Here is a 25,863-nt window from a genome sequence, read left to right on the forward strand (position 1 = left end):
TCAGTGCTTTAATAAAGACAAATAGTGGGGCAGCATTTGCCGCCATACGGGCCAGTCGTGCACCATATCGGGCCTTACGTCCAGCCAGTGCTGTATCGATTTGTTGTTGAGGATGCCGGAGAACTGTTCGTTTTGCCCGCGGGTAACGTCCCTTTCGGCCGCGCCCAGCACGATGCCCATTTTCCAGAGGTCGGGATGGGCATTGTCCGGCATGTAGTCCATGGGATTGTTGAAGTAGATATTATCGTCGTAATGCCCTTCCGTGCGGGAGCGGATGTCGAAAAGGCCGCTCATGGAGAACAGGTAGGCCACTTTTTCCGGGTGCCTGAAAGCGAAATTGGCGGCGTGATACCCGCCGAAGCTGCAGCCTGCCACGGCTATGCGGCTGTGCCCGGTTTCGGCTTCAATGCGGGGCAGCAGTTCGTTCAGCAGCAGCTGGTCGTACAGGGCATGATTGTGCGCTCTTTCCGCCGGGTGGATGCCGGTATTGTACCAACTGAGGGAATCGATGCCGTCGGGACAATAGATCTTCACCCGGTTGTTTTCCACGAACCAGGCCACGGCGTCGATCAGCCCGCGGTCTTTTCCTTCGTAATACCGCCCCATGGAGGTGGGGAACAGGATGAGGGGGTAACCGGCGTCGCCGAATACCAGCATCTCGAAGGTTTTGCCGAGGTAAGAAGATTGCCAGGTATGGTAGTTTTCAGTCAAAGGCCCGGGTTTTAAGGAAACATGCCGTTGCGGCGAAGGATATGTTACGAATTTCATGAAAATTTACGGGTTCTCAAAGGTGGCGGGGAATTATTTGGAAACACGGGCAGGGATTCATTTTGCGGCCGGGGCCAGCGTGTCGAGGTACGTTTTCCACGCGGGATCGGGGCGGATAAGGAGATGATGCCGGTAATCGGAAAAGTTGTCGCGGTAAAAGGTTTCCATTACCATGCGCATATCCGCCGTGTCTTTCACGTAATAATAGTCGGTACGGCGGCATTCCTGCTGCACGGAGCCCGCGTGTACGCTGGAAACGAGCAGCTGCAGCTGTGTGCCGGCGGCGTCTGCGATGGATGCCTGTGTTTCGTTCAGTTCGGCGCCGGGCCTGCAACCGGGAATGGTAAGGTCGGTAACGAGCAGGAAAGGATAAGCGGCGTCGGGCGCGGCGGCCTTCAGCGAAGCGTTCACCTCGTATTTGGGCGCACTCAGGGGAGCCTGCTGGCCAAACGCGGGCAGAACGAGCAAAAGAACGGGCATGAGCCGGAAATTGAACAATTTCATAACACAAGGTTTCTGTTCTGTAAAATAACGTTTCTGGCGGTATTTCATTAACTTAGTAAGGAAACCCGCCGCATATGCTTCCCAGAAAAGAATCTTTCAGTCAATTCTCCCTTTTCCTCCAAAGGGAAGTCGTTTTCGATGTGTATTCACCCGCCAACACCAAAGACAACCCGCACCTGTTGCTGATGAACGACGGGCAGGACCTGGACCAGCTGGGTTTTCCAGAAATGCTCGCGCATCTGCAGGATACCAGTCACCCTTCCCTTTGGGTAGTGGCCGTGCACGCCGGTCCGCAGCGCATGCAGGAATACGGCACGGCAAAACACATCGGTTACCAGGGCAGGGGCTGTAAAGCGGGACTTTACACCCGTTTTATCATGCGGGAATTGCTGTCTTTTCTCGAAAGCCGCTATCACCGCCATTTTCCGGATAAAACATTCGCCGGTTTTTCCATGGGCGGGCTTTCCGCACTGGATATCGTCTGGAACAACCCGGGCTCCTTCCATAAAGCAGGCGTATTCTCGGGTTCGCTCTGGTGGCACAGCGCAGACGGTGATCCCGCGCAGCGCATTATGCACCGCCAGGTCCGCGAAGGGCGCTTCCAGCCTGATTTGCGTTTCTTTTTCGAAGCCGGCACGCAGGACGAGGAAGCGGACCGCAATGTGAACGGCGTGATAGACGCGGTGGACGATACCGAAGACCTGGTGCACCTGCTTGAAGAAAAAGGATATGAAAAAGGCAAACACATCCGTTACGAGCTCGTACAGGGCGGCAAACACGATATGGCCACCTGGGCCGGCGTAATGCCCGGCTTCCTGGAATGGGTCGTAAACAGTTAAAAACCCGTTCAAGCCAACTAATTGTCAGTTACGCGTCAATTTCCCTTTTTCGTAAAAGAATTTCCCGAATGTTAAAACTAAGTGTTGAGAGGATCGCAACCTTTGCGGAAATTTTTTACGAAAGATGAAGAAACTTATACAAGTCCTGTTGCTCCTCTTACCGTTCGCCGCGCTCGCCGCGGAAGGCAGCGATCCGGAATACGGTTCTATCAGGGGAACGATACAGACGAACGAGGGAAGGCCGGCAGTGGCGGTAACCGTGGTGCTGAAAGGCGCGAACAAACATGCCATTACCAGCGAGGAAGGGAAATTTTTTATCAACCGCGTGCCGGTAGGCCAGTACCAACTGGAAGTATCGCTGATCGGTTATGAAACGCTCCGGCAGAACGTGACCATCGTAAAAGGGCAAACCGCCGGCGTGGAGCTGCAATTGCAGGTATCCAGCACCCAGCTGAAAGGCGTTACCATCACCGGTGGCGTATCCAATAAATTCGTGACCAAAGAAAGCGAGCAGATCGCCCGCCTGCCCATCAAAAACCTCGAAAACCCGCAGGTGTACCACACTGTAGGCCAGATCGTGATGAAAGAGCAGGTAGTGGTAGAGCGCACCGACATTTACCGCAACATTTCCGGCGCCGTGCCCAACTTTTCCGCCGGCGGCTCCCAGGGCCTCAGCATGCGCGGTTTTGCAGGCACCATCGGTATGCGCAACGGCATGGCCACCAGCGCCATCGTACCGCTCAACCCCGTGATCCTCGAGCGCGTGGAAGCTATCAAAGGCCCTTCCGGCACGCTGTTCGGCAGCAACCGCAACACTTCTTTCGGCGGCGTGTTCAACTACGTGACCAAAAAACCGTACGAAGATTTCGGCGGCGAAGTGACCTTCACCGGCGGCAGCTTCAAGTTCGCAAGAATTACGGCAGACGTGAATGCCCCGGTCAACGCGGAAAAAACAATGCTTTTCCGCCTCAATACCGCTTTCCAGTCCGAAGGCTCGTTCCAGGACCAGGGGTATAACAAAAACTACACGATCGCGCCGAGCTTTACCTACCAGATCAGCGACCGCACGAAACTGAGCGTGGAGGCGGAGCTGACGAGAGGCGCCTACACCGTTACCACCACCACCTTCAACACCGCCGCGCTGCTCAATAATGTGATCAAAGCACGCAGCTTCAAAGACCTGGAATTGCCTTATAAAAGATCGTACATCAACAATGGCGTGGACGTTGAAAACGGCATCAATAACGTACAGGTGCAGCTGCAGCACAAGTTTTCGGACCAGTGGAAATCGGAGACGAACTTCCTCTATTCCGAAGGGTTTTACAAATCGCTGCTGTGGACTACCTTCAACTTCCTGACGGATTCCACGATGGTCCGCGGCATGCGCAACCAAACGCCCGAAACTTTCGGCAACATCCAGCTGCAGCAGAATTTCATCGGCGATTTCAAGATCGGTTCCTTCCGCAACCGCGTAGTGATCGGCCTGGATTATAACTACAACTACAACGAGCTGTACCGCGCGATATTCAATTACGACACGGTGAACCTGCGCAGCGCCACTGTAGCCGATATGAGCGCTCAGAAGATCGACGACCGCTCTCATGCCCCCGGCGTCGGTTTCAAAGGCACCACCTCGAAAACCAGCAACTACGCCGTTTATATTTCCGATGTGTTCAACATCACGCCCACGCTGATGGCTATGCTGAGCCTTCGCGGGGAACATTTCACGACAGACGGCACCTATACGCTCGCTACCGGGAAATATACCGGGGGGTACAGCCAGAATGCGCTGTCGCCCAAGCTGGGACTGGTGTACCAGGTGGTGAAAGACCAGGTGTCTTTATTCGCCAACTACATGAACGGTTACGCGAACTTTGCCCCCGCCACGCAGCCGGACGGCTCTATCCTTGAACTGAAGCCGCAATACGCCAATCAATGGGAAGCCGGTGTGAAGGTGGATGCGTTCAACAAAAAACTGAATGCAACGCTGAACTATTACAATATCGATGTAACCAATACCATCTTTAACGAAGTAAGGGCCGACAACAAAACTTACAGCGTGCAGGGCGGAACGCAGCTCAGCCGCGGCTTTGAGGCAGAAGTGATCGCCAATCCCGTTTCAGGCCTTAACCTGGTGGCGGGTTATGCGTATAACGAGAGCACTTTTACCAAAGGCACCAGCTCTTCCGCCAAAGAAGGCAACCGTGTGGCGGCCGCTCCTCCCAGCGTGGCTAATTTCTGGGCCAGCTATTTCATTACCCGCGGTAAAATAAAAGGGATCGGTTTCGGCATCGGCGGCAACTATGTTTCCGATTCATGGTTTGAGATCAACAACCTGATGGTGCTTCCCGGTTATACTTTGCTGAACGCGGCTTTGTATTACGATCAGCCGAAATATCGTATTTCGCTGAAAGGCAATAACCTGCTGAACGAAGAATACTGGAACTCTACCGGTACGGCGCAAAAAACGCTCAACATCCTGGCGAGCGTGGCAGTGAAGTTTTAATTTGAGAAAGCTATAAATAACAAAAAGCCGGTCGACCGACCGGCTTTTTGTTTTATGCGAAGTGTTGTTGGTTAGAAGCTGTACCGCACGCCCAGCTGGCCGCGCCAGCGGGAGGTGAAGTTGTTGATGAAGTAAGGCGTTCTTTTGCCGTCTGTATCGTTCAGGCGGTTTTTGTCGTATTGAAATAAAGGCCCGGCGTTGTTGTTCCTGAACGTGATCGGCGTGGCCACGTTGTTGTTGATGAAGTAGGTGCGGCCCCATTTGTTGTTCAGCAGGTTGCCCACGTTCATGATGTCGAAAGTGATGTCTACTTTATGTTTTTTGATGATCGGGATGGTCTGCACCAGTTTGAAGTCGAATACGTGCTCGAACGGCGTTCTTACGGCGTATTTGTCCGCGCGCTGGCCCCGGTGGGCGTTCAGGTATTTGTCGTTGGCGATCAGCTCGTCCAGGTCCTGGCGTTGTTCAGCTTCCGTGCGCAATACCGTGCCGGAGCTGGTGATGGGATCAAAACGCATGGTGGCGATTTCCGCTGAAGTGGGAATGTAGATCAGGTCGTTGTTCCCACTGCTGCCCAGGTCGTCGCCGGTGGGATCAACTGAGTTGAAGTACACCCAGGTGTACGGTGTGCCGGACTGGCCGTTGTAAAACAGGCCCAGGGTAGTGGCCCACTGTTTCTGGCTGCCATAACGGAATGCTTTGGTAACGGCGCCGAATACGCGGTGGCCCATGCGGTATTTGGAGTAACCAAGATCGAGGTCGTTCAGACCGTTTACGTTCGGCGGGAAACGCCAGTTGGAATTCGCGGTGGATGAAGTACCGTCGTTCACTGATTTGGATTCGCCGAATGAATAGCCCACTTTGGCGAAAAGGCCGTTAGCGGCGGTTTTGGTGAACTCGGCGGATAAATTGTAGGAATAACCTTTGTTCGTGTTTTCCAGCAGCAATACCTGGTCGAAAGTAGTGTTGGCTATTTTCCTCCAGGTGGGGCGGGTGTCTTGCCCGCCAAGGGTGATGGTGTTGCCGGTTTTTTCAACGGAAAGGTTTGTCCAGATAACGTTATTGATGGTCCTGGAATAGTTCAGTTCGAGCGTTCCGACTACGCCCCAGGGAAGTTGCTGGTCGAGCGCGAGGTTGGTTTTGAAAACCTGCGGGAATTTGAAGTCCCTGTCTGTCAGGTTGATGGCGGAAGAACGGGCAGACACCGCTACGCCCATGGCCTGCAGATTTTTAGCGCTGTATTGGCCGTAGAACGGATCGTTTTTGTCGAACCGCATTTTGAAATCGGCCGGCAGCGCGGCGTTGTTCAGGTTAAGTGTGGTATAAAGATTTCCCGTGTTGTTGTATTGGTTAGAGATCCATACGAACGGAACACGGCTGGTGAAGATACCCACACCGCCACGGATCTGCGTTTGCCCGTTGTTCATCACGTCCCAGTTAAAACCTACGCGGGGAGCCCAGAGCAGCCTGCTTTTCGGCAGGATGTCCGTGGAATATCCCGGGTATTCTTTGGCCACCGCGTCGTTGTAAGAAGGGTTGGTGGGGAAGATCGGCAGGTCTACGCGCAAACCGTAAGTGAGGCGGAAGTTTTTAGCGATATCCCATTCGTCCTGGCCGTACAGGCTCAGCTGAGCGGCTTTAAAGGTAACGCCGTCGCGTGCCAGTGTGTCGTTGGTGGTGTAGGTGATCTGGTACTGGCTGGGTTTGCCGTCGTTGAGGAAAGCGTCCAGCGAGCCGAATGTATAAGCGCCGAATGCGCCCTGCATGAAGTCGTTCTTCATGTTATAGATGTCGTTGCTCGTACCGACCGTGATGGTGTGGCTGCCCCTGTAGAGCGTAACGTTGTCGGTGATGGTGATGATGTTCTGTTTCAGCGCATTCACCTGCGAGCTGAATTCGCTGCCCAGGTTAAAGGATGCTCCCGGGTTGTTGATGCGCACGTTGGTGAACGGTTCGCCGTTGTATTTACGATTGTCCCTTACCAGGTTCAAACCGATGCGCAGCTCGTTGCTGAGCCGGTTGGAGAAAATGGAGTTCAGTTCCAGCGTGGTGGAATTGGTTTTGGAAGGGAAACTGTAATAGCTGTTGTAAAAATAAGCCGCGTCCCTGGAACGGCTGGTGCCCGCCACGTTGGAAGCTTCGCTGTAGCTGTGGCGCAGGGTCAGTTTGTGGACGTTGCTGATGTTCCAGTCGATGCGGCCCAGGATATTCGTATTGGTAAATTCTTTTTCCTGCGCGGTGTAGCCGCCAAGATCCACGTCCCAGGTATTTTTTACCTTGTCGTAGATGGATTTGAGCTGCTCCTGGGTATAACTGGTCGTTCCGGTGCCCGGGTCTGCGGGGTTGAAATCGATGGGGGAGGTGCGCTCTACTCTTTCCGCGTTCAGGTAAAAGAACAGTTTATTTTTGACGATAGGGCCGCCGATGCCGATACCGAAAGTGTTGCTGTTGAATTTGCCGTATTTCTGTTTGGCTTCGTTGGGGCTCAGGCCCACGAAGTTCCTGTTCTGGTAAAGATAATAGGCCGCGCCGTGAAATTCGTTGGTGCCGCTTTTGGTGATGGCGTTGATGCCGCCGCCGGCGAAACCGCTTTGTTTTACGTCGTATGGGTTCAGTACGATCTGGATCTGTTCGATCGCTTCGATGGAGATGGGGTTGCCGCTGGCCTGGCCGCCGTTGGTGCCGGAAGCCGCAAGGCCGAACACGTCGTTGGCCATGGCGCCGTCTATCGCGAACTGGTTGTAGCGGTTATTCTGGCCGCCGAAGGAAATGCCGAGGGGCGAGCCGTCTGCCCCGCTGGTATAGGACGATGCCTGCGCGCTGAGGCGGGCGAAATCCTGCACGCTGCGGGTGACAGTGGGCAGGTTTTCGATCTGTGTGCGGGAAATGTTCACGGCGGTGCCGCTGTTGTTGGGGTTGATGATGCCCCCGCGCTGGCCGGACACGGTTACTTCCTGCAGCTGCTGCGAGCCGCTTTCCAGGGTAGCGTCCAGTTTATAGAATACGCCGAGCTTCAGCTGAACGTCGTTGAAGGTCTGCGGTGCATAACCGATAAATGATACCTCTATACGGTAAGGTCCGCCGGCCCGCATATTTGGGATGGTGTAACGGCCGTCCGGCTGTGAGGTGGTTCCGTAAATAGTTCCTGAGGGAAGATGGATCGCCTTTACCGTAGCGCCGGGAAGGCCCTGTGAATTGTCTTTGATGGTTCCGTTGAGACCGCTGGTGGTCACCTGTGCGGACGCAACAGCGACCCCCAGCATGCATAGGCATGTAGTAAGTAACTTTTTAAATCCCATAACAAACGATTTGATGATGCTGCAAAGATGACGAAATATGCTGTCCGAACTTTAACTTGAAATTAACAAATTGTTACATGTTAGCCGTTTTGCGGCTAAAAGCGGCTAGATTTTGATTTCTCTCCTGTAATAACTCATTTTGAAACAAAAATGTTCAGGTTTCACAATAGAATTTTCAACAATTCGAATTTCAAATTATATAATATGAGGAGTTATGCACACTTACCCAAAGGGTAGCGCCCGGCGGTGAAATCCCCAAACCTCAACTTTATGTGCTAACTTTGCACATCTTATTATACTAACCGAGGAAACATATTATGCTGGATACCATCGAATCCGCCATTGAGGATATAAAAAAGGGGAAACTGGTCATTGTAGTGGATGATGAAGACCGCGAAAACGAGGGGGATTTTATTACGGCCGCAAGGAACGTTACACCGGAGATCATTAATTTTATGAGCCTTTATGGCCGGGGCCTTATCTGCGCGCCGCTCGTGGAAGAGCGCTGCGAAGAGCTGGGGCTTGAAATGATGGTGCGCGACAATACCGCTTTGCATCAAACGCCTTTCACCGTATCGGTAGACCTCCTGGGCCACGGCTGCACCACGGGCATTTCCGCCCACGACCGCGCCAAAACCATCCAGGCGCTCATCGACCCGGAGATCCGCCCCGAAGAGCTGGGCAAACCCGGTCACATTTTCCCGCTGAAAGCAAAAAAAGGCGGCGTGCTCCGCCGCACCGGCCATACTGAGGCCACCATCGACCTCGCCCGCCTCGCTGGTTTTGAACCGGCTGGCGTACTCGTGGAGATCATGAACGAAGACGGCACCATGGCCCGCCTCCCCGAGCTCCGCGAGATCGCGCGGAAGTTCAGCCTCAAACTCATTTCCATCAAAGACCTTATCGAATACCGCCTCCGCACCGAATCGCTCATAGAAGAGGAAGTACGTGTGCAGATGCCTACCAAATACGGCAATTTCGAACTGATCGCTTTCAAACAGCTGAACTCTGGCGATATGCACATGGCGCTTAAAAAAGGCGACTGGAACCAGGGCGATCCCGTGCTGGTGCGTGTGCATTCCAGCTGTTTCACGGGAGATATCCTGCATTCCCTCCGCTGCGACTGCGGCGAACAGCTGCAGGCCGCCATGCAGATGGTGGAAAAAGAAGGGAAAGGCCTCATCCTGTACATGAACCAGGAAGGCCGCGGCATCGGGCTGATGAACAAACTGAAAGCCTACAAACTCCAGGAAGAAGGGAAAGATACCGTGGAAGCCAACCTGGAACTGGGTTTCGGGATGGACGAACGCGACTACGGCGTTGGCGCGCAGATCCTCCGTCATCTCAACGTTACCAAAATGCGGCTGATCACCAACAATCCCCGCAAACGCGCGGGACTGAAAGGCTACGGCCTTGAAGTGGTGGAAAACGTGCCCATCGAGGTGTCGCCTAACCCGCACAACGAATTTTACCTCAAAACAAAACGCGACAAACTGGGGCATGAGATCCTGAAAGGATAATGTCTTCCTAAAATATAAAAGCCGTTCCCAAAGGAACGGCTTTTTTTGTGCCTGGTTATTTTGGCGGCGAGCCGCGGCCGGTATCGGGCTGGGCCGCATTGAGACTGTCTTCCCGCGCTCGCCGCATTGCCGCGGCACGGTTCACGCTGTCGGCTATACGGCGGATGCGTTTTTCGTTGAACAGCTCGGAGAATTTATTGTAATCGCGCACGTAGGAAAGGCCGAGGCCGCTGCGCGTACGGTTGTCGAGAATATAGGCGTCGTAATCCGTTTTGCTGAACGCGTTGATGCGTATGCGCCCGTCCGGGCTCAGCAGGTATTCCACGCGGAAGTCGCCGGCAAAGTTCTGCGACGAAGAAGTGGCGCTCACCCTTCCCCAGTCGTAATCGCCGCCTACATACACGCGGATGCGGTTGTTGTAGAAGGTTTTGGTGATGCCGGTGCTCACGAGGTTCCGGTCGTAGCTGCTGCTGGCGCTGTTGTTGAAGTTGTACGCGGTGTAGTTTACGTTAAAACCGATGCCGGCGTTTTTCAGGAACGTGTTCGAAAAGTTGTTCAGGATCGCCGATGCCTGGGCGCTCAAAGCCTGGCCCACGCTGTTTTTACCGGTGATGCTCACGTTGGCCGAGCCGTCCGGCGGCTGGAACTGGCCGGTGGCCAATAAGTATGATATCTGGTACAGGGCTTTGTTCTGGTCCTGGTTGATCTCCTTCAGCTGGCTGGCAATGCCGCTCTCATACGCCAGCGACCCCACTTCCGGCAGCGTGATCTCGTAAGTGATCGTGGGCTGCATCAGCGAATTGCGCAGGTACAGCAATATGTCCACGCGCTCGGAACGGCTCAGTACATCCTGGTTCGTGGGATTGGCGTTGCCGGTTACCGCCGCTGTGCTCAGGTTGTACAGGCTCACCTTCGGCAGGCTGTATTTGGCGGTGATGTTCACTTTGGCTTCCACGGGGTCGCCATTCCAGGTGATGGTGCTGTTTTTATCGATGTCGAACTTCCAGCTGGCGAGCCGCTGGAAACTGAAGTTATACGTTCCGGTGTTGATGGTGTAGTTGCCGTACATCGTGAAATCCCCGTCGAGGTTCACATTGATGGTAAGCGCGCCGGTACCGTTGGCGGAAATCACGTCGTTGGTGGCGGCGTTGATGATCACGTCGATCTGCGCATCGGGATTGGCGGCGATGTCCATCTTCACATTCAGCTTCACATCGCTTTTTTTCTTCGGTTCGTCCACCACCTTCCCGTATTGTTTGAAATTGATGTATTCGTGTTTGCCGATGTCTTTACTGTCAGACAAAGGCAGGTAAAAATGCGTGCCGCTCAGCGGGCGAGCCAGCACGCGCAGCTGAAGATTATCCATCGGGCCGGTGAAATACACCCTTCCCTGCGCGATCACATCCCCGTAATACAGGTTGTTATCTGCCGCGCCGGTATTGAGGAAGAGGAATTTCTGCGACTGCACGTCGAACTCAAAATTCATCTTCGAAAAGTTCTGGTGACTGATAAAACCGTTCACCGCGGCGTGGTTGTTGAACTTGTCGATCATCGTGAAAGGATGCATCTCGATCAGGTTGTCGTCCATGTTGTGCACATGCAGCAGCGGGATCTTGTAGTACGTGCCGAGATAATTCACTTTCATACCGATGTTCTGCACCTTCACGTTCCCGCGGAACGATGGTTTGTCGGTAGTGCCGGTAACGGTGAGCTGACCGGTGGCCGAGCCCGTCAGTTCGCTCACGTAATCGCCGAGATATTTATCCAGCAGGCTGATGGAAGCATTGTTGAGATCGGTGGACGCGTTCACCACGCGGTTGCTGTCGCTCACGCCCACGGTGCCTTTGGCGTTGAAGCTGGCCTTTGAATTGTCCGACTGCACATCGAACTGCACTTCGCCGATGCGGTTGTCGTAAGCGCCCCTCAGGTTCACGAGCCCGATGGAATCGTTGTCTATGCGCAATTGCGTGGTTTTTATGTCGGCGTCCACCAGCAGGTTGTTGAAGGGGTCGTGCACGTTGATGACGCCGTTGGCCAGCCCTTCGATCAGCGTGTTGGTAATGCCCGCCGGTATCACGTCCGCCAGGTTGAGATCTTTCAGCGCCACGCGGAAAGTATTATCGTCCGGGTTAAATTCATTGGTGCTGATGGTGATGCTCTGGTCGTTGCGCGAAATGCGCAGGTTATTTACGGTCAGGAAATGTTTGCTCCAGTACACCTCGTTGCCGGGCGTCATGCTCCATTGTTTGCCGTTCACGGTGAAGCTGCTGTTGAGGAAGTTCACTTTCACGCCGTCTCCCACGGTCACCACGCGGGCGTAAAAACCGTCGAGCTCGGTGGTGTCTTCCGCTTTCAGGTCGAGTTTGATGAAAGACGTATCCCTGCCGGAACTGGCCACGATCAGCGGGTTGGTGAATATGGTGCTGTCGTTGTACAGCACGTTGCCGATGCTCGTGCTCACATTGATCCTGGAAAAATCGCCATTGGCTTTCAGCAGCAGGTTACGCACGCCAATATTGGTGTACGCCGCGTAGGGCACCGCGGCGTTAAGCGATACCTGGCCGCTGAGCGTGTTGAGCGTACCGGATACCTGCGTGCCGTTCAATCCTTTGATGTCGTTGGTGAACGCACGGATCAGCTTTTCCACTTCGCCGAACTCGAAAGAGAAGCTGAAATCCTGCCCCGCATTGGCCGCGGGCGGATCGGGAAAGTAGCTCGGGTAATATTTATTGAGGAAAAGTTTGAACGCGTTGGGCAGCTCCATGAAGCTGTAAGACCCCTGCACGTAGCCGTTCACCTCGTTGCCCTGTATGCGCAGTGTTTTGAGATTGTTTTCGTTTTTGGTGGAAACGGACAACGAATCGAACTCCACGCGGCTTTTGTTTTTGAACAGCGAAACGTCGTACAGGCGTGCGGTGCCGTCGAAGTTGTCGATGTTGCTGCCCGCGAAATTCAGGTCTGCCTTGGCCTGCAGGGTAATGGAATCTTCCGTGAGGCGCAGCGCTTTGAGGTCGCTGTTGCGGATCTCGGAATAAAAATTGAAGATCGGCAGGCGGCTGTTGAAATCGATGGTGCCGGCGAAATCCATGTCCAGGTTGGGATCGTTGGCGGTAAGCGAACCGTTGAAGAATTTGCGGTTCATTTCACCGGCTGCTTTCAGGTTCTGGTATTCGTACCCATGCAGCCCGATCTTTTGAATGTCTGCATCCACGGCGGCTTTCAGGGTTTTGAAGTTAAAACCTTCGCCTTTTACCTTGGCCGTCATCGTGGCGGTGCTTACAATGTCGGTGTTGAGCAGCTTGCCGAGATGGAAATTATCGGTGGCGAGGTTCCCGGAGTAAACGGGCACGTCCCTGCTGGTCTTGAAGTTGATATCCGAATCGATATTGCCGAGATTGGTCTTGAATTTCCCGTACGCTACGAAGTCGTGCACGAAACCGGAGAACGAGCCCTGGAACGAAAGGGTGGTGATGAGGTCGGTACGCACCTGCGTGATGTCCTTCAGCATGGGCAGGAACTGCCGCAGGTCCTGCCCGCTGGTCACCAGTTCTTTCGCGGTGAAATCGATGAAAGTTTCGTTGATATATGGCAGCCCGCGCATGTCTGCCGTACCTTTCAGCCGGGTATTCCTGCCGCCTTTAATGTCGAGGCTGTCCCCGGAAAGATTGCTCACCGGCCCGTCTACCCGGCCGTTGATCTGCAGTTCGGTGTCCCAGGAAGAAAGGGGAGGAGCGAAATACGCAATGTCTTCCGACGCGAGGCGCGTGTCTTTGAACCTTGCGCGCATGATCACGTTGTTCACATAATCATTCATCTCGCTCAGGTCTTCGTATTGCATCGTATAATAATCGCGGATATGACTGTTATTGGTGCGCAGGTCCAGGTTGGAGAACTCCATTTCAACGGGGCTCATTTTGAAGCGGCTTTTAAGCGATTTCACCTCGAAGCCGCTGCGTTCTTTGGTGCTGAGCGCAAGGTCCGCATAAATGCTGTCTTTCACCAGGCTGCTGTTGGTGATGCTCAGGTTGATGTTTGCAAAACGGATGCGCGAAGGGTCGAACTCGCCGGGCGTGCTGGGCACGGAATCCTGCAGGTTGTTGACGCCGAACACGCCGTTTTTGACGCTGAGCGATTTTACGATAAGTTTCCAGTTATCCGCGTTCCAGCGGAGGGGAATCGGTTTGAGCGTATCGATGGCGGGCGCGGGCATGGCTACGGACGGCGCTCTTTTTTTGCGCAGCGGGCTGGCCGCATAGCTGGAGATGATAAATTCAGGCCGGTCGAGCGAAAGCTCGTTGATCTGCACGTCGTGCGAACGGAGGTCCAGCCGGTTGGCGTCGAGGTAGATGCGGTTGGCGGCCACATGCATGTCTTCGCCCACCCATCCGTCTATGATATTGAACTGTACGCGGCGGAGGTCTACCCGTTTGAGATCGAGCGAAATGCCGGTCTGTTTTTTTGTTTTGGGTTGTGGGGAAGGGCTTCCGCCGAATTCATCGACGATGAACTGGTAATTCCAAAGCGAATCGTTGCGGGGGCGTATGAGGTTGATCCGCGCGTCTTCCAGGCCGATGAACTTCAATACGGGTTTGTCCTGTATGAAAAACCAGTCGGTAATGCGCACCTGCAAAGCGCCAGCATATAAAATGGTATCGTTGTGACGGTCTTCGATAAGGGCGCCTTCGAGGCGCATGCTGTTAAAGAGCCGGAAATTAACATGTTTGATCTCCACGCGGGTTTGCAGCTGTCTGGAAAGCCGGGCGGTCACTTCCCGCACGAGCAGGTTTTGCACCGCAGGGATATTAATGAGGATACTGACCAACAGTACCAGTCCCAGCAGGCTTAGCAGGGTGATGGTCAATATTTTACGTACTTTTCTCAGGGAACAGCGTTATTTATCCGACAAAAATAATCATTCGTAAAATGTCTGCCAATTGAATCTGGTGCGGAAGCGCCGCGGAATACGACTGCAGGTGCTCCGCCCGCTGCTGCGGCCCGTTTGCGGAAACGTATAGCCAAGGCCGTGAGTAACCCTGCTTTTCCCGTTTCATTCCCGCCCGACCGGCGGAAATTGCCGCCCAATATTACGATTGTCATAATTGTGTCATGCAAATATTATAAAACAGGTACTATTTTACCTTAAAACGATGATATTTTACCCGAAAAAAATACTATCTCTATATTTGCTAAATAAATCGCTTCGTAATGGATTGATTATCATCAAATAATTATTGAATTTCCGCATGAATGAGCCAGTCCTGCGCCTGTTTCCGCATTTGTCTTGGGATTATCACTATTATCAGCAGGATTTTTAACAAAAATTTAGAGTTTATACCTTTCCATTGGACATTTTGCAATGATAGGCCGATTTTATTTGAATCAGATAAGCTCTTATTGTTTGACATTTCGAGGGGGACTAGTAAAGGAAGTAAGCTCTTATTGTTTGATATTTCGAGGGGATTAAGCACGCAATTTTCTAATCAACCGGATTTAATAACTCTTATTGTTTAACATCTTAAGGACTGAGACTAAGTATTAGCATACAATCGTCAACCGAAAACAGGACGGACAGTATCAACCTGCCTTAACGGGCGCATCATTACATTTTTATCAATTCAATATCTATGACCAAGAAGCTACTCTTTTTGTTGGTCGTCCTCATGGGGATGGTGTATTCCGTTGCCATGGCACAGGACAGAAAAGTTTCCGGGACTGTCAAAGACAGCAAGGGTGAGGCGCTGCCAGGCGTTTCCATCCGTGAAGCAGGAACTTCCAACGGTACCGCGTCCGACGCGAGCGGTAAATTTTCTCTCACCTTAAAAGGCGCGAGCCCTGTACTGGAGTTTTCCTACCTGGGTTTCGTCAAGCAGACCGTGAAAGTAGACGGCCGCGCGGACTATTCAGTGACGCTGCAGTCGGATGCTCAGCAGCTGAAAGACGTGGTGATCACCGGTTACGAGCAGAAGAAGCGTAAAACGCTGACCACTTCCGTAACCCGTCTTGATGCGGAGGAGATCCAGAACATTCCCGCCGCCAGCGTGGTGAACCTGCTGCAGGGCCGCATAGCCGGTTTGTCTGTAGTGAACAACGGCGGCATGCCCGGCGTTGGCGCTCCCGTGTTTATCAGGGGTAATGCCAGCGTGGCGTCCAGCTTTAACGACGATCGTATTTTCTCCGATCCTTTGTTTGTGGTGGATGGTATCCAGGTGCCGGCAGACCGCGCGTCTGCAAAAGGTTTCACGGCAAACGCCCTCGGAACCGGCAACAGCCCCATCTCCTGGCTGAACCCGAACGACATTGAATCCATCGACGTATTAAAAGACGCCGCAGCAGCCGCCATTTACGGTTCACGCGGCGCCAACGGCGTTATCATCATCAAAACAAAAACCGCCAAAACGGGCAAGCCGAAGATCGACCTGCGCGCGTATAACGGGATCAACTTCGCGCCTTCCCTGTTCCCCATCCTCGGCGGTAAATCGGAACGCGAAGCGAAAGTGGACATCTGGAACCGTTTTGCGCCCTACGATGCGAGAATGAGCGGCATGCCCATCCAGATGACGGATTCCCTGAACCCGTTCTTCAACAACTCTACCGACTGGCAGAGCATGTATTTCCAGACGGGCAGAATCCAGAACTACGACGCAAGCATCTCCGCCGGCAACGAAATGGGCAACTACCGCATCGGCGGCGGCTATTACAGCGAAGACGGCATCCTGATCAATACCGGCTTCAAACGTTACACGGCCAACTTCACCGGCCGCCTGCTTCCCAACAAAAAAACGACCATCGTGATGCAGACCTACCTCGGCCGCACAGACCGCAGCCGCGGTAACGGCAAAAACGGCCAGGGCATCAGCTCGCAGGGTATCTGGAGCATCCCGTCTTCCACGTACATGATACCGGACAAGAGCCCGTATGGCGGCGGTATGCTGGATGCATACAGGCTGAACAGGGACAAGAACTTTACCAACACCGTGAATACCAGCCTCCAGCTGATGTACGCCATCACGCGGGAGCTGACGTTCACATCTACCGCTTCGCTCAGCTATGCGAACGATAAACGCGATTATTTCTTCGCTTCCGTAGCCAACAACAACTCTTCGGACGCAGGCCAGTATAACAGCATCAGCAATGCCTACACCTGGACCAACCAACTGTCCTGGAACCACTACACCAAAAACAACGATCACAACTTCGGCGCTTTCCTGGTGCAGGAATTCAACAAAAATACGATGGAGATCACGCAGATCGACGCCAAGGGCGGATCTTCCGACCAGATCCAGATCGTGCAGGGTTTCAGGCCGGACAGAACGTCTACCAAAACCGGTTATGGCGCAAACGCCACGTCTTCCGTACTGGGTAAGGTCAACTATGGTTATAAGGAAAAATACCTGGTGGATGCATCCATCCGTGCGGACGGTTCTTCCAAACTCGCGCCGAACAAAAGATGGGGTTATTTCCCGACCGTATCTGCCGCATGGCGTATTTCCGAAGAGCCTTTCGTGAAAAACAACCTGCCCTGGCTGAACGAAGCCAAAGTGCGCGCAAGCTGGGGTAAAACCGCGAACCAATACGTGGAGAACTTCGCAAGCATCAGCTCTTTGAACGGCAACGCCGGCGGCTTCCAGGAAGCTTCAAACCTGTATGTAAGCAGCTATGGCGGTACAAAAGTGGCCGTTCAGGGTTTTAACCAGGTGCAGAATTTCGACCTGGAATGGGAATATTCAGACCAGACGAACTTTGGTGTTGAACTGACCGCGTTAAAAGGACGCGTAAGCCTGATCGCGGATTTCTATCAACGTTACAGCGAAGGCCAGACTTACGACGAACAGCTGCCTACCAGTTCCGGGTACTCCATTATCAAACGTAATGGTATCGACATGCTGAACAAGGGTTTTGAAATGACGCTGAGCGTGAACGTACTGAACCCGAAAAGCCCCATCAGCTGGACCACCCGCCTGATGCTTGCCCGCAATACTTCGCAGGTGGCGAAACTGCCGAACGACAACCGGCCGTTTATGCTGGACAACGTTACCATGGTGAAAGTGGGCTCCGCGCCCTACGGTTTTGTGTTCATGGTGAACGACGGCGTATGGCAAAGCAACAGCGAAGTGCCGGTTGATCCTTTCACCGGTAAAAAACTGTTCTTCGACTACGGTTACCTGCCTTACCGCGAAGGCGCCCCGCGTTTCGTGGACCTGAACGGCGACTACAAGATCAACGACCTGAACGGCGACGGCGCCCGCGAGGTGAACGACCGTATGTGGGTAGGCGATCCCACGCCGAAGATCGAAGGCGGCTGGGTAAACACCGTGTCCTGGAAAGGTTTTACACTCGACATGATGTTCAACTTCCGCTGGGGCGTGAAAGTGGTGAACTCCGCTTTACAACGTTACTGGAACTCTACAAAAGTGGTGGGCGGTTACAACCCGAACTACACCACATTCGATTATTTCAACGGCAACTCGCTGGACTGGGGCGGTATTCCTCCCATGAGCGAATTTGATATCTATGGTTTCGCTCCCGGCGACCGCGGCGGTAAAGACGCGCGTTTCCCGACGCTGGATTACTGGACAGGCTCCATCCAAACGTTCTGGAACGTGTACGATTACAAAAGCGCATTTGTGGAAGACGCGTCTTTCCTTCGCCTGAAGAACGTGATGCTGAGCTACAACCTGCCCAACCAATTCCTCAAGCGTTTCGGCATCGACCGTTTGATGGTGTACGGCAACACGGAGAATGTATTCATTCTTACCAAATACTCCGGCCGCGATCCCGAAGCGATCGAGTTCCCCTCCGGTTACGACCGTGGCAGGAACTACCCGCTGAGCCGCAAAATGACGCTGGGCCTGAACGTTACCTTCTAATTAGTTTAAAAGTATTCGTATGAAAAGAGGATTATATTATGTGCTGATCTGCCTGGTGGGATTAACGGCATTTTCCTGCAACAAACAGCTGGAAATAACGCCGGTAGACCAGATACCCGACGCCCGATTCTGGTCTACAGAAAGAGACCTGGACGGCTCAGTGGCCGGCGCTTACGCCCTGCTGCGCAAAACGCTTTCCGAAAGCCCGAGAGTATCCAATGCTGCAGACCTGAACGGCTATCACCCCCGTCATTATATGTATGGAGACAGGAGAGGACTTATTTTCGCCTCCGTAGCGCAGGACCCGCTGAGAAGCACGCTGGATGCGGACCTTAAGCAAAACCGCATCAGGACCGTGATCGGCGGAACGCGCCAATGGGACGAGATCCTGTTCAACTGGGCTTCTTTTTACCAGATCGTGGAGCAGTGCAATCTCGTGATCGAAAATGCGCACCGCGTGGCAGACAACCAGTTCATTACCTACACCCGGGAAATGTATGTGGCCGAAGCCCGTTTTATCCGCGCGTTCACTTATTTCTACATGGTGAGGGTATGGGGCGATGTGCCTTTAAACACCAAATCCCGCACAACGGAAAAGCTGGCAAGAACGGACATGAATACCGTGCTCGATTTTGTAGAGACGGAATTAAAAACCGCGGAAGCAGACCTGCTTAAGGACTACGCCCAATCCGGCCGCAACGCCATCCGCGCCACCAAAGGCACCGTGCACGCCACGCTTGCGCATGTGCTGGCATGGCGCCATAAAGACGCGGAAGCAGTGAGCTACGCCACCAAAGTGATAGACGGCGGCGTGTACAGGCTGCTGACCGTGAGCCCCGGCAGCACCGCAGACAAGGTGAACTACATGAATATCTGGAAAGGCAAATCCGCTGAAGGCATCTTCGAAATAGAATTCGACGCGGCTTCCGGCGAATATGGCACCAACGGTTCCCTCGCCAACCTCACGCTTTTCGGCGGCGTATATGCCAGCAGGAAAGAACCGCTCTGGGGGATCAGCTATATCAAGAAAAATGTGGCCATCGACGGTACCGTATCATGGGTGAAAACCCGTGTGGACGATCCCAGGGTATTTTTCCCGGATACCACCAAAGACCTGCGTTATACCACGAATTTCGACAAGGCGATCAACTTCAATCCCGGTAACACTTTCGTGTTCAGGAAATACGGGTTCGCGGTGGACCCCGTTCAGAACCTGTTCGAAGCCAATATCGTTATCTTCCGCGTGGCCGACATCATGCTGCTGCGTGCGGAATGTAATGCGCGCCTCCTGAATTACGGTCCCGCAAGGGCGGACCTGGACGCCATCCGCAACCGCGCCGGCCTGGAAGCCTGGACAGGAACGGACGCAGACCTGTACCTTGAAATATTCAGGGAGCGTACCCGCGAGCTGCTGGGCGAAGGCCATTATTTTTACGACCTCGTGCGTACCGGTTATATCACCGAACAGGACCCGGAAATTGTGTCAACCAAACCGGACATGACCCAGGCGGATTTTGATGAAGGCGCCTGGACCTGGCCCGTTTCCAACCGCGCGTTCACCGATAACCCCAATATCCAGCAACTCCGTTATTGGCAACGTTATTAACCGAAAAAATTATCGTGATGAAAATATTCAAGCTAAAATACCTGTTGGCTTTTGCAGCAATACTGGCGATGGCGACAAGTTGTAAAAAAGACCATTATATAGACGGCGGCGTGCATTCCGGCAAACTGGACATGAACATCTACGAGTTCCTGCAATCCCGTCCGTTCGAATTTGACACGATCGTTCAGATACTGGACAGAACGGGGCTTGCTGCGGAAGTGCAGAAACCCGGCGTCACTTTCTTCGCTCCCAAAGATCTCTGTATCGTCAACTATTTGAAAAGAAAAAGCGGTATGGCGCTGAAAGACGTGCCGGATGCCGAGCTGCGCGCAGCGATGGCCAAATACATCATTCCCGCCACCCTGATCTGGCGCGATGAAGTGCCTTTCTTTAACGGGCCTAACGGCGGCGGACAAATGTTCAAAAGTTTCGCGGGAGATACCGTTTGGGTGGATGCGCCCCTTCGCCAGGATTACAATGGCGTAAAAGAAGCAGGCCCTAAATTCATCCGTATCTGGTTCGGCAACGGGTTTGCCAATACCTGGACAAGAAGGTTCGATGCGGCCAGCACTTTCCCGGAAACAAAGGAGGTGGTTAACAATGTGACCCGGTACTACAACCCCTGGGTAAACAGCGGGAACGTAATAACCAGCGACCTGCAGGCCACAAACGGCAACATCCAGGTGCTCAACGGTACGCATACCTTCAATTTCCCTTACAAATAGGCAAACCATTTCTTTGAACGGTACTTAAACTTTGCATCATGACACAAAAAAATATAGCAATAAAGTCGGCCCTGTGCCTGGCGCTCCTGGGCGGTGTCCTGTACGGATGCCGCAAGGTGGAGCTGCAGGATGGTTACATTGCCGACACCATCAGATATAAAGACAAGATCATCACCCTGGAAACGGGCCGTGATATCATGAAAGGAGACCTCATCCTGGACCGCACTACCGGCCCGGTTACCGTTGAGCTGGTGGATATTCATACCAAAGACGGCAAACCCGCGCCTGAAATGCTCCAGGAAGTGGATGCGGTGGAATGGAAAGAAGAATTCACCGGCCAGGAAAAATCCCTGGAAGAACTCGAAGCCAAAAAACAGATCGTGAAACGGCCGGTGTTCGAGATCAACAAGTCAGACGGCCGCCTGATCTTCAGGAAAGAAAGCTACGATATGGAAGCCGGCGTGTATATGATAGACGTGAAAGTGACCAACGGCGCGGGCTCCCGCATCCTTAAAGACGCGGTGGAAGTGAACGTGGTGAAAGGCAAAGACTTCGAATACCGCAACGATTACGCATGGATCGTGTGCGCGGACTACGACTGGGACAACTGCGCTCCCTATTTCGATTCCGTGAACATAACGATCGAAAGTTTCAAATACATGGGCCCCGGCAGCATGATGACCTGGAAGTTCAAAGACCCGAACGGCAACCTGATGGACCCTTCAAAGTTCCCCGAAGGCAGCAAACAGAAAGGCAAACGCCTGGAAGATTTTGTGTTCGCCTACCGTAAGTTCAGCGACCGCCTGGAGTACGATTGCGCGTTCCCGTTCAACGCCGGCAGCAGCCCGCGTGAATTTGAATGGTGGGTGCCGGGCTCTTCCTTTGGTAGAAACGACCGCTACGATATGTTCTCCGCGGTGTTTTTCCAGATATTCAGGCCCGGTAAATGGGAGATCGTCTGGAGGGTGCAGCTGCTGAACCAGTAAAACGAAATGAAGTGATTTGAATTACCGAATAAAACAAAAAGCCCCGGTTTCGTACCGGGGCTTTCCTATTTTTTATTGGTCATGATCTTTTCCTTCATCTGCGCCATGAACGTTTCCCGGTAGGTATCGCCCACCGGCACGGCTTCTTCGGTATGTTCGAGGTAAACGAGGTTGCCTTCTATCATCCGGATGTACCCCGTAGCCAGCAGGAAGGATTTGTGCGTGCGTGCGAAATCGCCCGATGGCAGCCGTTCTTCAAGGTCTTTCATATTCAGCAGCGCTACGATCTTTTCGCCCTGCCGGGTATGGATCTTCACGTAATTTTTCAACCCTTCGATAAACAGGATATCTTTGATGTTGATCTTGATCAGCTTGCCTTTCTGCTCGGTTTTTACGAAAATATAATCGTTGTCTTCCTTATTTCCCGGCGTTACCGGCTGAATGAGAGAAAGGGCGCGCTGCGCGCCTTTGATGAAACGGGCAAAGGAAATAGGTTTCAGCAGGTAATCCACTACTTCGTTCTCAAACCCTTCCATGGCGTATTCGCTGTAGGCGGTGGTAAGTATCACTTTACACCTGCCGTTGATGGCCTTGATAAAGTCGATGCCGGTCATCGACGGCATCTGCACGTCCAGGAAAATGAGGTCTACCTTGTGCTGATGCAGCAGTTGCAGGCCTTCCAGCGGATCGGTGGTGGAATATAACATGTTGAGGAAAGGCGTTTGTTTGATATGATGCGTGAGCAGGTCGATCGCATGCTGCTCGTCGTCTATCACTATGCAGTTGATCATATGCTACAGGTTTATGATAAGCTCTGAAGTATAAAAATGTTCGTTCTGGTTTACGGTAAAGCTGTGTTTGTTGGCGTACATCAGCTGGAGGCGCTGTTTTACGTTGTTCAGCCCGATGCCCGTGCTTAGTTCCTTCGGCCCCGATTTCTTTTTGTTGCTGATGTAAAAACGGATCTTCTGCTGGTCGGATTCCGTTCTTACCACCAGTGGGTTCGCGGGGTCCAGCAGGTCGCCGTGTTTGAAGGCGTTTTCCACCAAGGTGATGAGTATCAAAGGGGTGATGCGCGCGTTCGGGTTGTCTATCTGCTCGCTGTACTGAATGCTGAGCCTGTTGTTGAAGCGCATCTGGTTGATCTCGATCACGTTTTTCATATGCGTCACTTCCTTGAACAGCGCTACTTTGCCTTCCGCGTCTTCTTCTTTCCCCAACGCATACCGCATGATGTCCGACAGCAGCAGCACCGCGTTGCTCACTTCTTCACTCAGCGGCACGGTTTTGCTGTAGATAAAGCTCAGCGAATTGAACAGGAAATGTGGGTTGATCTGGTATTTGATGGCGCTCAGCTCGGCGTCCATTTTCTGTTTCTGCAGCTCGTCTTCCCGTTTGTTCCGGTTGTTGTAATCGATGAAAATGGCTACCACGAAACATATGAACAGGTGGAACAGGTACGAGAGCACGATAAAGAAACAATAAAACGCGAATTTGTTGTGCACCATGAAATTCCGGATGTTCTCCGAGTTGCTGTTGGCATTAAAATCGGCCTGGCCGTATTCAAAAAGGAAAGTGTACGCCACTTTCGCCGCAAAAACGAGGAATATCACCAACAGGAACTTCCCCGGCCTCCGGTCGCGCAGGTAAGGCAGGCACGCCAGGAAAATGAGCACGTAATAAGTGATCGTAAATTCCGCGATGGACTTCAGGGTAGACAATACGAACCCGCCTTGTTTACGGTACGCCCGGGTAGTGGCCTGTGGGTCGAGGGTGTAGATGAAACCGTAGAGGAATAGGAAAAACACCATCGCAATGAGCGCCAGCGTCAGTATCCTTTTCCATTCCGACCGGATGAATTTTCCTGTTTGTTGCAGTAACATGGTGGCTTTTGGTGCGTTTTTTCAAATATAAGGAAATAAAAAAAAGAAGCACCCCTGCCGGGATGCTTCCTGGATGTTGCTGTTAAAGCCCCTGCTGGGCGTTTGTTCTGCCCGCTTCGCTTTCGATGGCGTTTTTACGGGCTTTCGCCGCTTTCACAGTGGCGCTGCCGAACTTATAGTTAAAGGTCAGGTTCACCACGCGGGTGTCGTTGTTCATTTTTGCAAGGTTGTGCACGTTGGAGTACTGCACTTCAAACCGCATCGGCTGGGTGTTGAAGATGTCTACGATGCCGAGTTTGAGCGATGCCCTGTTTTTCATGAGCGATTTCGTTACCCCGAAATCCAGTCCGCCCGCGCTTTTCATTACCGCATAACCCGCCATGAACGGGCCGCGGAAGTTGCCGTTCAGTTCCGCGGTAAAACCCTTGGGCAGGGTGAAGGTATTCTGCATGTTCACCATCGCGGTCACGCTGCTTTTTTTGTAAGCGATGCCGCCCATATTGGTGCTGATGTCCAGCCAAAGGCCCGTAACCGTCCAGGTGGTGCGGATCTTGGGGGTGATGGGTTTTACCCACACTACGTTGGCGTAGGCTACGTTGAAATCGGTCTGGTTGTCGAAGCTGGTTACCTGCACCTTGGTGTCCGGGTCCTGGCGGAAGATCATGCTCAGGTTGTCTTTCACGCGGTTGAAGCCGAGCGTCGTGAACAAAGTGTAGTTGTGGCTCCAGGTACCCTGGATGGTCTGCATCAGCATCGGCTTGATGTTCGGGTTGCCCTGGCGGTAGCTGTACGCGTTCTGGTACGTTACGAAAGGGTTCACGATGTCGAAACCGAAACGGTTGATGCTCCTGCGGTAACTGAAGTTGAACTGGTCTTTTGCGCTTTTCATGTAACTCACGCTCGCGCTGGGGAACAGCTGCACGTAGTCGCGTTTGAAATGCTGGTCTATCGTAAGACTGTTGCCCGTGGCATGGGTGTGCTCCGCGCGCAGCATGGCCTGTATCGTGTATTTTTTGATAGTTTTGGTAAGACCGACATACCCTGCGTTGATATTTTCCTTATAAATAAAGTGGTTTGTTTTGCCGGCGTCGTTTTCCCATTTGCCGCCGTCGATATTTTCCCAGCGCGTGTCGCTGTCGGTTTCGGTAAAGGTGGTCTTTACGCCGGCTTCGAGCTTGGCGAATTTCAGCTGCTGCGTATAATCGGCGCTGAAGGAATAGAGGTCGATGGCGGATTCGGTGTTGTTGCGGATGAAGGTCGGCTCGCCGGCAGGCACTTCTTTCACGGTGAAATAGCGGCCGTTGAAGTTGTCGTTCCAGTTTTTACGGTGATTGAAGTAATCGGCGTTGATGCTCAGTTCGTTTTTATGTTTGGGGCTGCCGGTTTTGAAATACACGTTCACGCTCGGGTTCGTCAGCGTTTGGCGGCCTCCGGCGGTCTGGCGGAAGATGGAATCGGGCAGGGAGGTCTGGTTGTCGCGGTCGTTGTGGCGGTTGGTGAACATGCTTTTTACGAGGAAGCCCGCGCTGGTGTTTTTCGTAATGTCGAGGTCGGCGCCTGCTTTCAGGTTGTGGCTGTTGCGCTCTTCCCGGTTGTAATCGGCGTCTTCCAGCTTGTAATTATCGGTAAAAAAGCGGTCGGAAGTGATGTGAACGAACTGTTTGGCGTACACATAATCATAGCCGCCGTACCAGGTCGCTTTTTTCGTGCGGTGGTTGAGCGTAAAGCCGTCGCTGCTGCGCGCATAGCGGCCGAAGCCGCCGCCCAGGGTAACGGAGCCGTTGGTACCCATGTCTTTGCTTCTCAGCATTTTGATGTTGATGATGGCGCCGTCTTGCGCGTCGTATTTGACGGAAGGGTTGCTCATCAGCTCGAGCTTGTCGATGTTGCTGCCGGGCGTGCTGTTCAGCAGGTTCTTCAGGTCGTCTCCGCTGAGGCGGGAGGGCCGCCCGTCGATGTAAACGGTCACGCTTCTGCCGTTCAGCTGGAGGGTATTGTTATTGTCTGCCGTTACGCCGGGCGCTTTGGAAACGATCTCCCAGGCATTGGAGCCCGCGGCGGTGGCCGATTTAGAAACGTTTACCGTCATGGTGCCGCCCTCCATGGTGATCTGGGGGGCGCTGCTGGTAACGTTCACTTCTTTCAGCTGTTTAACGGACGGGGCCGGAATGCTATCCTTTTTGATGGCGGAAGGAGCGGGCACGGTGTCTTTTTGCTGCGCCGAAGCGGCTGCGGCGGTCATAAGCATAGTGGCGGAGAGGAGAGTGGTAAAAAGCGGTCGCATACAGGTATTTTTTGATGGTGCAAACATATTACGCCGCCGACCGCCCTGGAAATTTGATACACCAACAGGTCATTTT

14 protein-coding genes are annotated in these 25,863 nt (G+C 53.1%); 7 read left to right on the forward strand and 7 right to left on the reverse strand.

Annotation, left to right across the window (positions count from 1 at the left end; genetic code table 11):
• Both J7I43_RS15665 and J7I43_RS15670 read right to left on the reverse strand, forming a co-directional pair.
• Positions 1-711: an esterase family protein gene (locus J7I43_RS15665; RefSeq protein ID WP_209146708.1), complete on the reverse strand. Its 711-nt coding sequence runs from the start codon at positions 709-711 to the stop codon at positions 1-3.
• A 114-nt stretch (positions 712-825) separates the two neighbouring features.
• Positions 826-1,272, reverse strand: a complete 447-nt coding sequence (locus J7I43_RS15670; RefSeq protein WP_209146710.1) for a DUF695 domain-containing protein — start codon at positions 1,270-1,272, stop codon at positions 826-828.
• A gap of 74 nt (positions 1,273-1,346) precedes the next feature.
• Here J7I43_RS15670 and J7I43_RS15675 point away from each other — a divergent pair, with 74 nt between their 5' ends.
• Positions 1,347-2,111 carry an alpha/beta hydrolase gene (locus J7I43_RS15675; RefSeq protein ID WP_209146712.1) on the forward strand — a complete coding sequence of 255 codons (765 nt, stop codon included), beginning with the start codon at positions 1,347-1,349 and terminating at the stop codon, positions 2,109-2,111.
• Positions 2,112-2,235: 124 nt separating this feature from the next.
• Complete coding sequence (locus tag J7I43_RS15680; protein ID WP_209146719.1) at positions 2,236-4,617, forward strand: TonB-dependent receptor; 2,382 nt, start codon at positions 2,236-2,238, stop codon at positions 4,615-4,617.
• 71 nt (positions 4,618-4,688) lie between these two features.
• Here the strand turns inward: J7I43_RS15680 and J7I43_RS15685 are convergent, their stop codons facing one another.
• Complete coding sequence (locus J7I43_RS15685) at positions 4,689-7,880, reverse strand: TonB-dependent receptor (RefSeq protein WP_209146721.1); 3,192 nt, start codon at positions 7,878-7,880, stop codon at positions 4,689-4,691.
• A gap of 353 nt (positions 7,881-8,233) precedes the next feature.
• Between J7I43_RS15685 and J7I43_RS15690 the strand changes: the two genes are divergently transcribed.
• A complete protein-coding gene (locus J7I43_RS15690; protein WP_209146723.1) occupies positions 8,234-9,436 on the forward strand; it encodes a bifunctional 3,4-dihydroxy-2-butanone-4-phosphate synthase/GTP cyclohydrolase II in 1,203 nt (400 codons plus the stop codon).
• Positions 9,437-9,491: 55 nt separating this feature from the next.
• Here the strand turns inward: J7I43_RS15690 and J7I43_RS15695 are convergent, their stop codons facing one another.
• Positions 9,492-14,297, reverse strand: a complete 4,806-nt coding sequence (locus tag J7I43_RS15695; protein WP_209146725.1) for a translocation/assembly module TamB domain-containing protein — start codon at positions 14,295-14,297, stop codon at positions 9,492-9,494.
• Between the two features lie 763 nt (positions 14,298-15,060).
• Between J7I43_RS15695 and J7I43_RS15700 the strand changes: the two genes are divergently transcribed.
• The 4 genes from J7I43_RS15700 to J7I43_RS15715 are packed head-to-tail and all read left to right on the forward strand — an operon-like array spanning position 15,061 to position 21,620.
• A complete protein-coding gene (locus J7I43_RS15700) occupies positions 15,061-18,303 on the forward strand; it encodes a SusC/RagA family TonB-linked outer membrane protein (protein WP_209146727.1) in 3,243 nt (1,080 codons plus the stop codon).
• Between the two features lie 19 nt (positions 18,304-18,322).
• Positions 18,323-19,909 carry a RagB/SusD family nutrient uptake outer membrane protein gene (locus J7I43_RS15705; protein ID WP_209146729.1) on the forward strand — a complete coding sequence of 529 codons (1,587 nt, stop codon included), beginning with the start codon at positions 18,323-18,325 and terminating at the stop codon, positions 19,907-19,909.
• 17 nt (positions 19,910-19,926) lie between these two features.
• Complete coding sequence (locus J7I43_RS15710; protein ID WP_209146731.1) at positions 19,927-20,634, forward strand: hypothetical protein; 708 nt, start codon at positions 19,927-19,929, stop codon at positions 20,632-20,634.
• A gap of 38 nt (positions 20,635-20,672) precedes the next feature.
• Positions 20,673-21,620 (forward strand): DUF5007 domain-containing protein, encoded by a 948-nt coding sequence (locus tag J7I43_RS15715; protein WP_209146733.1) that lies wholly within the window; start codon positions 20,673-20,675, stop codon positions 21,618-21,620.
• Between the two features lie 65 nt (positions 21,621-21,685).
• On the opposite strand, the gene J7I43_RS15720 is transcribed toward J7I43_RS15715, so the two are convergent.
• The 3 genes from J7I43_RS15720 to J7I43_RS15730 all read right to left on the reverse strand — a co-directional run bounded on the left by J7I43_RS15720 (position 21,686) and on the right by J7I43_RS15730 (position 25,787).
• Positions 21,686-22,411, reverse strand: coding sequence for a LytR/AlgR family response regulator transcription factor (locus J7I43_RS15720; RefSeq protein WP_209146735.1), 726 nt, complete (start codon positions 22,409-22,411; stop codon positions 21,686-21,688).
• Positions 22,412-22,414: 3 nt separating this feature from the next.
• Complete coding sequence (locus J7I43_RS15725) at positions 22,415-23,503, reverse strand: sensor histidine kinase (RefSeq protein ID WP_209146737.1); 1,089 nt, start codon at positions 23,501-23,503, stop codon at positions 22,415-22,417.
• Between the two features lie 82 nt (positions 23,504-23,585).
• Positions 23,586-25,787 carry an outer membrane beta-barrel family protein gene (locus J7I43_RS15730; protein ID WP_209146739.1) on the reverse strand — a complete coding sequence of 734 codons (2,202 nt, stop codon included), beginning with the start codon at positions 25,785-25,787 and terminating at the stop codon, positions 23,586-23,588.
• Between the last annotated feature and the right edge of the window lie 76 nt (positions 25,788-25,863).

The organism is Chitinophaga chungangae (assembly GCF_017742215.1).
Lineage (GTDB): Bacteria > Bacteroidota > Bacteroidia > Chitinophagales > Chitinophagaceae > Chitinophaga > Chitinophaga chungangae.